8 protein-coding genes and 1 pseudogene are annotated in these 7,108 nt (G+C 67.8%); 4 read left to right on the top strand and 5 right to left on the bottom strand.

Annotated features, from left to right (window positions below; translation table 11 throughout):
• Positions 1-929 (top strand): annotated as a pseudogene (gene adh, locus A5779_RS14045) (aldehyde dehydrogenase); the annotation flags it as partial.
• Positions 930-1,016: 87 nt separating this feature from the next.
• Positions 1,017-1,355: a GlcG/HbpS family heme-binding protein gene (locus A5779_RS14040; RefSeq protein ID WP_064882823.1), complete on the top strand. Its 339-nt coding sequence runs from the start codon at positions 1,017-1,019 to the stop codon at positions 1,353-1,355.
• 132 nt (positions 1,356-1,487) lie between these two features.
• Here the strand turns inward: A5779_RS14040 and A5779_RS14035 are convergent, their stop codons facing one another.
• Positions 1,488-2,252, bottom strand: a complete 765-nt coding sequence (locus A5779_RS14035) for a CPBP family intramembrane glutamic endopeptidase (protein WP_064882821.1) — start codon at positions 2,250-2,252, stop codon at positions 1,488-1,490.
• Positions 2,253-2,298: 46 nt separating this feature from the next.
• On the bottom strand, positions 2,299-3,093 hold the full coding sequence (locus A5779_RS14030; RefSeq protein WP_064882819.1) for a DUF2470 domain-containing protein: 795 nt from the start codon (positions 3,091-3,093) through the stop codon (positions 2,299-2,301).
• A 144-nt stretch (positions 3,094-3,237) separates the two neighbouring features.
• Between A5779_RS14030 and pheA the strand changes: the two genes are divergently transcribed.
• A complete protein-coding gene (gene pheA / locus A5779_RS14025; RefSeq protein ID WP_064882817.1) occupies positions 3,238-4,182 on the top strand; it encodes a prephenate dehydratase in 945 nt (314 codons plus the stop codon).
• Entirely contained in the window at positions 4,179-4,868 is a 690-nt protein-coding gene (locus A5779_RS14020) for a histidine phosphatase family protein (RefSeq protein WP_064882815.1), read from the top strand. The genes pheA and A5779_RS14020 overlap by 4 nt, the downstream gene beginning before the upstream one ends.
• Here the strand turns inward: A5779_RS14020 and A5779_RS34520 are convergent.
• The 3 genes from A5779_RS34520 to A5779_RS14005 all read right to left on the bottom strand — a co-directional run bounded on the left by A5779_RS34520 (position 4,865) and on the right by A5779_RS14005 (position 6,970).
• Entirely contained in the window at positions 4,865-5,065 is a 201-nt protein-coding gene (locus tag A5779_RS34520) for a hypothetical protein (RefSeq protein WP_064882813.1), read from the bottom strand. The genes A5779_RS14020 and A5779_RS34520 overlap by 4 nt on opposite strands.
• A 124-nt stretch (positions 5,066-5,189) precedes the next feature.
• Positions 5,190-5,540, bottom strand: a complete 351-nt coding sequence (locus A5779_RS14010) for a metallopeptidase family protein (RefSeq protein WP_064882811.1) — start codon at positions 5,538-5,540, stop codon at positions 5,190-5,192.
• A gap of 2 nt (positions 5,541-5,542) precedes the next feature.
• A complete protein-coding gene (locus tag A5779_RS14005; RefSeq protein ID WP_064882809.1) occupies positions 5,543-6,970 on the bottom strand; it encodes a septum formation family protein in 1,428 nt (475 codons plus the stop codon).
• Between the last annotated feature and the right edge of the window lie 138 nt (positions 6,971-7,108).

The raw sequence follows: 7,108 nt of genomic DNA, 5'->3' as shown, positions 1-7,108 counted from the left end.
TGCTCCTGATGTCGCTGATCGGTGATCTGCTGCCTGCCGGTGTGGTCAACGTGGTGAACGGGTTCGGTGTGGAGGCCGGCAAGCCGCTGGCCTCGAGCAACCGGATCGCCAAGATCGCGTTCACCGGCGAGACCACCACCGGCCGGCTGATCATGCAGTACGCCAGCCAGAACCTGATCCCGGTGACGCTCGAGCTGGGTGGCAAGAGCCCGAACATCTTCTTCTCCGATGTGCTGGCTGCCGCCGACGACTTCCAGGACAAGGCCCTGGAAGGGTTCACCATGTTCGCGCTGAACCAGGGCGAGGTGTGCACCTGCCCGTCGCGGTCGCTGATCCAGGCCGACATCTACGACGAGTTCCTCGAATTGGCTGCCATTCGCACCAAGGCGGTACGCCAGGGCGACCCGCTGGACACCGAGACCATGATCGGTGCGCAGGCCTCCAACGATCAGCTGGAGAAGATCCTGTCCTACATCGAGATCGGGAAATCCGAAGGGGCCCAACTGATCACCGGTGGTGAGCGGGCCGATCTGGGTGGCGACCTCAACGGCGGGTTCTACGTGGCGCCCACGATCTTCACCGGCAACAACAAGATGCGGCTGTTCCAGGAGGAGATCTTCGGTCCGGTCGTGGCGGTCACGTCGTTCACCGATTACGACGACGCGATCTCGATCGCCAACGACACCCTCTACGGTCTGGGCGCGGGCGTGTGGAGCCGTAACGGCAACACCGCCTACCGCGCCGGCCGGGACATCAAGGCCGGCCGGGTGTGGACCAACTGCTACCACGCCTATCCCGCCCACGCGGCGTTCGGCGGCTACAAGCAGTCCGGCATCGGCCGGGAGAACCACAAGATGATGCTCGACCACTACCAGCAGACCAAGAACCTGTTGGTGAGTTACGGCACCAAGGCCCAGGGCTTCTTCTGATCCACCGCCGAACGTGAGCTTGTGTGCGAAGAAACCCGCAAATCTCGCACACAAGCTCACGTTCGCGGTCTACCTGATGGGACACACATGACATCGCTGCCGCTGCCGACCGCGCAGAAGGTGATCGACGCCGCCGTCGTGAAGGCGGAGGAGATCGGCCAGCCGATGAACATCGCCGTGGTCGACGACGGAGGTCATCTGGTGGCTTTCGTGCGGATGGACGGTGCGATCAAGGCCAGCATCGACATCTCGATCCGCAAGGCCCGCACCGCGGTCATGATGAACCTGCCCACCAGCGCGCTGATGGACATCTGCCAGCCCGGCGGTGAGTTGTACGGCCTGGAGCAGACCGCCGGCGGGCTGGTCGTGTTCGGCGGCGGGGTTCGTGGCGGCGTCGGCGGATTCGGCGGCCAGGCCGGGCGGTAGTTCGGGTCGCGCCGGATCACCTGGGACGGTTCGTTGTCGCGGCGGCGCGGTCCCGGACGCCGCGAGCGCGGGTCGCGAGGTCCGCCCGAGGCGGTGAAGTCGTCCACAGCAGAAATGTACGTGCCGCAGGCGTCAATGCAGCCAACTGAGATGATCCGCCACCAGCGCGTAGCCGACGAATGCCACCGCGTCGATCAGGGTGTGGGCGATGATCAGCGGCCACAGCCGTCCGGTGCGCTGCCAGGCGTAGCCGAAAACCAGGCCCATCACCACATTGCCCAGCCCCGCGCTGTAACCCTGATACAGGTGATACGCGCCGCGCAGCAGACTGGAGATGATCAGGGCCCGGCCCGGGCTGACGTCGAGTTGACGCAGCCGGGTGAGCAGGAACCCCACCACGATGATCTCTTCGGCCCAGCCGTTGGCGAACGCCACACCGAGCAGCACCGGGATGCGCCACCACGTGTCATACAACTCGGCCGGTTCCACGTCGGCGCTCAGGCCCAGCACTCGGGCCAGCACATAGAACCCCAACCCGGGCAGGCCGATGAGCAGGGCCAGACCGAGTCCGCCCAATCCGTCGGCGCGCCACTGCGGACGGGACAGGCCGTTCTTGGACGGCCCGAAACCGCTGCGCCACAGCAGGTACAGGGCCAATGCTCCCCAGGCCAGCAGCTGCAGGATCACGGCCAGGTGCAGGCCGAGGTCGATCAGGTCGAACGGGGAGCGCTTGGGGTTGAGCGCGACGGTCTGCCCCGACAGTCCGAGCAGCACCGCTTCGATGAGCCGGAGGAACGCGGTGTACGCGCTGAGCCCGAAGGTCACCGCGAGCACGACGGCGATCTCGATCTTGAGCGTGCGGCGTTGCGGCTCGAGTTGATCGTTGGGCCCGGTCACCGAAGCTACGGTAGCGGCGCCCCGGCGGTGCGGCGGATCGTGCGGGTCAGATCCGGCGCGCGCGCAGGCCGTTGAGGAATGGGCAGCCCATCAATATCCGGATGGCCTGGCTCAGGCCGGTGACGTCGTCGACCGGCTTGGGGAACGGCAACCGGACGTCGTGATCGCCGTGTTCGTTTTCCACCCGCAGTTGCACCCCGTAGCGGTCCAGGCCCAGCGGTCGGACCCGCCCCGTGCGCAGTGTCATCGGCAACCGGGTGGCCAGGCGTTCCACCACATCGCGGTGGGCGGACTCCATGTGCTGCAGCCATCCGGATTCCATCGCGCAGAACGGGTCGGGCCGCGCCTGCAGCAGTGCTCCGAGACCGACCGACTCGGCGCCGGTGGCGTCGGCCACGACCACGGACTCGATCTCCAGGCGCATCAGGGCGTGGTTGTCGTTGTCCTGGTCGTCGTTCGGCTGGGGCTTGGAGTTCACCTGCAGCAGAGCTGGATTCGGGTTCTCGGCGGCGACCAGGTCGAGCAGCGCCGGAACCGCGTCGGTCGGCACGTGCTGTAGGCGGCCGCGGATCCACACCAGGGAGCGCACGGGTTCGCGCAACGGGAGCGGCGCGTAGTCGGTCATCTCCAGCACGGCCTGCACCCCTGCCGAACCGGCCGCCATCGCCATGCCGGCCAAGGGGCCGTTCTCGGGGACGGTGATCGCGAACGAGCCGTCGTCGAGCAGGTGATGGACGGGTGAGGCGACGGGTTCGATGCCCTCGACCGCGACCATGGCGCCGCCGCCCCGTGCACATGCGCTGCGGATCCGCTCGGCTGTCGTCGGTGTCGCTATGGCCATCTCGCCGCCTTCGAAACTAGGTGAGGAACTTAGGTGAGGTAAGCCTAACTTAACTGGAAGGTGCCCGGCGGGCAAGGCTTCCGTGAAACGCCCGCCGGGCGTCATCAACCGATGACGCAGACGCCGACCCGATAGGGTTGGGAGGTGCCGCGCATCGCCTACCTCGGGCCCGAGGGAACCTTTACCGAAGTGGCGTTACTGCAGATGGTGGCCCATGAATTGGTGCCCGGACTGTCGCCGGCGACCGGCGACGGCAGCGCCCGCTTCACCCCGGTTCTGACCGAGAGCACCCCGGGCGCGCTGGCTGCGGTGCGGGACGGCTCGGCCGATTACGCGTGCGTACCGATCGAGAATTCGATCGAAGGGTCGGTGCTGCCGACCCTGGACAGCCTCGCGGTCGGGAAGCCGCTACAGGTCTATGCCGAGCTGACTCTCGACGTTGCGTTCACCATCGTGACGCGGCCAGGGCACAGCGGGCCCGTGCAGACCGTCGCGGCCTTCCCGGTGGCGCTGGCGCAGGTGCGTCGGTGGCTGGCCGCCAACCTGCCCGATGCCGACATCGTCCCGGCCACGTCCAATGCCGCCGCCGCACACGAGGTGGCCGAGGGCCGGGCCGACGCCGGGGTGAGCACACGGTTGGCCGCCGAGCGCTGCGGCCTGGACATCTTCGCCGCCGACGTGGTCGACGAGGCCAACGCCCGCACCCGCTTCGTCCTGGCAGGCCCGCCCGGTGCGCCGCCCGCAGCCACCGGCGCCGATCGGACCTCGGTGGTCCTTCGGCTGGACAACACCCCAGGCGCCCTGGTCACGGCCATGACCGAATTCTCGATCCGCGACATCGACCTGACCCGGATCGAATCCCGGCCCACGCGAACCGAGCTGGGCACCTACATGTTCTTCCTGGACTGCGTCGGACACATCGACGACGATCCGGTGGCCGAGGCACTCAAAGCGCTCTATCGACGTTGTACCGATGTGCGATATCTAGGTTCCTGGCCGACCGGAGCGAGCGCGGGTGCACCCCCGCCGCGCCTGGATGAGGCCTCACGGTGGTTGGCGGGCTTGCGCGACGGAACGGACGACTCATGAGCGGACGGCTGATCCTCGTCCGTCACGGACAGTCCCACGGCAATGTCGCCCGGCGTCTGGACACCGTGCCACCCGGTGCCGACCTGACCGATCTCGGCCACGAGCAGGCCCGGAGATTCGCCGGAACGCTGAACCAGCGCCCGTCGATCCTGGCCCATTCGGTGGCCCGGCGCGCAGCACAGACCGCCGCCGGTATCGGTGTCGAAACCGGGCTTGTCCCATTCGAATTCGACGGCGTCCACGAAGTTCAGGTAGGTGAGTTGGAGGACCGCAGCGACGACGACGCCGTCGCCGAGTTCAACCGGATCTACGAGCGCTGGCACCGGGGCGAACTGGACGTGCCGATGCCCGGCGGCGAGAGCGCCGAGGCGGTGCTGGCCCGGTACGTGCCCGTGCTCACCGAGCTGCGGCTTCGCTACCTGGACGACCACGCCTTCGAGAGCGACATCGTGCTGGTGAGCCATGGCGCGGCCATCCGCCTGGTGGCCGCCGTGCTGGCCGGCGTCGACGGCAGCTTCGCCCTCGATCACCATCTGGCCAACACCGAATCGGTGGTGCTGGCACCGATCACCGACGGACGCTGGAGCTGCGTTCAGTGGGCGGCCGTGACACCGCCCTTCTACCCGGAGCCCCACGCCACGCCGGTCATCGACGCGGTGAAGTCCGAAACCGACCCGATGGGTTAACCGGCCCGCTGGATCGACTGGGCACTGTCATTTGCACACGGGCAGCCCACCGACTCACAGTCGAGGCTGAACGTATGCGCTGCTTCCGGAGTGGTGCAGGTGTCGTCGGTGCATTCCGCGCGGTACCGAACGTGGTGGATCACGGTGCCGTGGCAATGCTCCAGACCGGCTGCGCACTCCCGGCACTGGATCGTCATAGCCCGTTGATAGCACTGCGGACCGACAAAACCCGGTTGCCGCGCGGGGTAACCCGCGACCTAGCCCAGCCCTTTGTCTTCGCGCAAGCGGCTCATCCCGGCCATTTGTCTTCGCGCAAGCGGCTCATCCCCAGCCCAGTTCGTGGAGCCGCTCGTCATCGATCCCGAAGTGGTGTGCGATCTCGTGGATCACCGTGATTGCCACCTCGTCGACCACATCGGCCTCGCTGTCACAGAAATCCAGCAGGGCCCCGCGGTAGATCGTGATGGTGTCCGGCAGTGAGCCGGCGTACCAGGAATCCCGCTCGGTCAGCGCGACGCCCTGGTACAGGCCAAGGATCTCGGGCTCGTCGGGATCGCGGTCCTCCACCAGGATCACGACGTTGTCGATCGCGGCCGCCAACTGCTCAGGGATCAGGTCGAGCGCATCGCACACCAACTCGTCGAACCGCTGCGTGCTCATCCGCACCGGCACGGCTACGGCGCCGGCGGTACGGGGGCAGGCTCACCCGGAGGCGGGCCCGCAGGCGGCGCCGCGCCGTCGGGAGCCGGCGCGGGGCCCTGCTCAGGTGCCGGGGCCGGTGCCTGCTCGGGCGGCGGCGGGTTGAAGGTGTTGGCCTGTGTCGGAGCCGGCGCGGCGGTGGTCGAGGCCTGCGGCATGTGCTGGCCGCTCGACGAGGATCCCGACGAACCCGACGATCCGGAACCCGACGAGCCCGAGGAGCCGGAGCCGGACGAGCCCGAGGAGCCGGAACCGGATGAACCGGATCCCGACGAGGAGGACGAACCCGACGACGACGACGAGGTCTCGTCCACATCGGGCATCGGGATCGGCGGCATGTTGAGCCGCTCCTCCGGGATGTCAGGCGGCGCCACCGGGGGCTGTCCGTTGATCATCAGCGGTCCCTTGGCGCTGTTGACCAGCGTCGACCAGCCACCGTTGCCCAACGTGGCGCCGATGCTGCACGACACCTGGTGGCTGCCGGCCGACCAGCTGGGCAGTGAGATCGTGCTGTAGCTCAGCGCCAGCGTGGTGGTGCGCAACTGGACCGGGGCCAGGTAGGTATCGGTCTGCGCGGTGCAGGCGTCCTTGATGAAGTTGTCCTGATCGCCCTCCGCAGGCAACCCGCCCGGGAACTTCTCGGCGAGGTTGACCGCGCCGGTGACCTCCATGGCGTGCGGTGCCGCGCAATCGACCGGGACGTCGGTGGGCTGGTTGGTGGCGGCGTCGATTCCGAGGCAGGTACCCGCGGCCCAGACCTTCGACTGGTCGACGTCGGACACCTTGCCTGCCGACTCCAACTGGCCGTCGCCGGGGCCGAGCAGTTGCAGCCCGCACAGCATGCGCCGCTCACCGGACTGCTTCCAGGCCTTCTCGCCCGACCACAGCAGGCCGATCGTGTACTTGCCGTTCGGGTCGTACTTCGGACCCAGGTAGCCACGGACCGACGGGGTGCACTGCTCCTGGCTGATCTGCTTGATCCGGTCCACCGACGGCGGCGGCGCACCTGGCCCGTACTCGCTGCCGGGGAAGGTGCGCATGTCGACGGCCTGGGCGACCTCGAAGCGATGGTTGTCCTTGCAGTCCACGATGTGCGCGGCGTCGGGATTGCGGCCGGGCCAGTTCAGGCAGTCGCCGCGCTTGACGTGATTGAAGGTGTCGTTGCCCCGCGGCCCGAGGGCGATCGCGCCCGGCGCGGAGCTCGATCCCTCACCCATGGGCAACGCGGTGATCAGGCCCGCGATGAGTAGTGCGCCGAGCGCGGTCAACAGCAGCGCACGTCGCGTCGACGCGGCCGCAAGACTCTGCCACCACCGTTCCCTCGCGGGTTGTTCGTCCGGAAGAGGTTCGGCGAGCAGGGCCCCGTTCTCGGGGTACTCGGGGTGCTCGGGTGCGTCCAACATTGCCCTCCATTGTGACAGGCGTGTCAGCCCCTGTGACAAGTGATGCGGTTGTAATGTTGCGAGGTTGTGCCCGGAGGCCGTCACTCTCGACCGGCGCCACCTTTTCGACCACCTCAGATGTACGTCTTCGCACTTCAA

This window comes from Mycolicibacterium peregrinum (assembly GCF_001665625.1).
Classification (GTDB): domain Bacteria; phylum Actinomycetota; class Actinomycetes; order Mycobacteriales; family Mycobacteriaceae; genus Mycobacterium; species Mycobacterium peregrinum_B.
This window is presented reverse-complemented; position numbering and strand designations above follow the sequence as displayed.

Coding starts and splice junctions, on each gene's coding strand:
- A5779_RS14030 (WP_064882819.1), bottom strand. CDS start 3,093: ATGGCCATAGCGACACCGACGACAGCCGAGCGGATCCGCAGCGCATGT.
- A5779_RS14040 (WP_064882823.1), top strand. CDS start 1,017: ATGACATCGCTGCCGCTGCCGACCGCGCAGAAGGTGATCGACGCCGCC.
- A5779_RS34520 (WP_064882813.1), bottom strand. CDS start 5,065: ATGACGATCCAGTGCCGGGAGTGCGCAGCCGGTCTGGAGCATTGCCAC.
- A5779_RS14020 (WP_064882815.1), top strand. CDS start 4,179: ATGAGCGGACGGCTGATCCTCGTCCGTCACGGACAGTCCCACGGCAAT.
- A5779_RS14005 (WP_064882809.1), bottom strand. CDS start 6,970: ATGTTGGACGCACCCGAGCACCCCGAGTACCCCGAGAACGGGGCCCTG.